Below are 417 nucleotides of genomic sequence, written 5' to 3'. Positions count from 1 at the left end.
GGCAAGCTGGTGCAGGTGCTCAAGGGCTGGACACTCAAGGGCGCGTTTGCCGATGAGATCTACCTGATCCGACCGTATTCGCCGCATGTGCCGAAGGCGGTGAGTGTGTTGGTCAGTTATTTGAAGGGCAAACTGTCCGGCGGGTTTCGATACACAGCCCATTAATGGCCCGACCAAATTAGCACTAAGTGGATCTTTTTGAGGAACCAATTCGGCCGTAGCATTCTCTTGCGGCCACAACACTCTAGGCCGTGGCAGCGTCAACTCAAGGGCTCCCTCGTGGGGAGTTTTGATCATCATGAACTGGAATATCGTCCCCTCCACCGCCTTTCAAACCACCGCTGCGGTGATGTCCGCCATTGCCCTGCTTGGCTGCCAACCGCCCACACGGGCTGACTTCATCAAGTACCCGTCGTT

Annotated in this window: 1 pseudogene; it reads left to right on the top strand. The window is 56.1% G+C overall.

Annotated elements, in window-relative coordinates:
• A pseudogene (locus HX823_RS32135) lies at positions 1-165 on the top strand (LysR family transcriptional regulator); the annotation flags it as partial.
• Between the last annotated feature and the right edge of the window lie 252 nt (positions 166-417).

It is taken from the genome of Pseudomonas sp. P7759 (assembly GCF_013386445.1).
Classification (GTDB): domain Bacteria; phylum Pseudomonadota; class Gammaproteobacteria; order Pseudomonadales; family Pseudomonadaceae; genus Aquipseudomonas; species Aquipseudomonas azotoformans_A.
The sequence above is the reverse complement of the archived record's forward strand: the minus strand, read 5'-3'. Positions and strand labels throughout refer to the sequence as shown.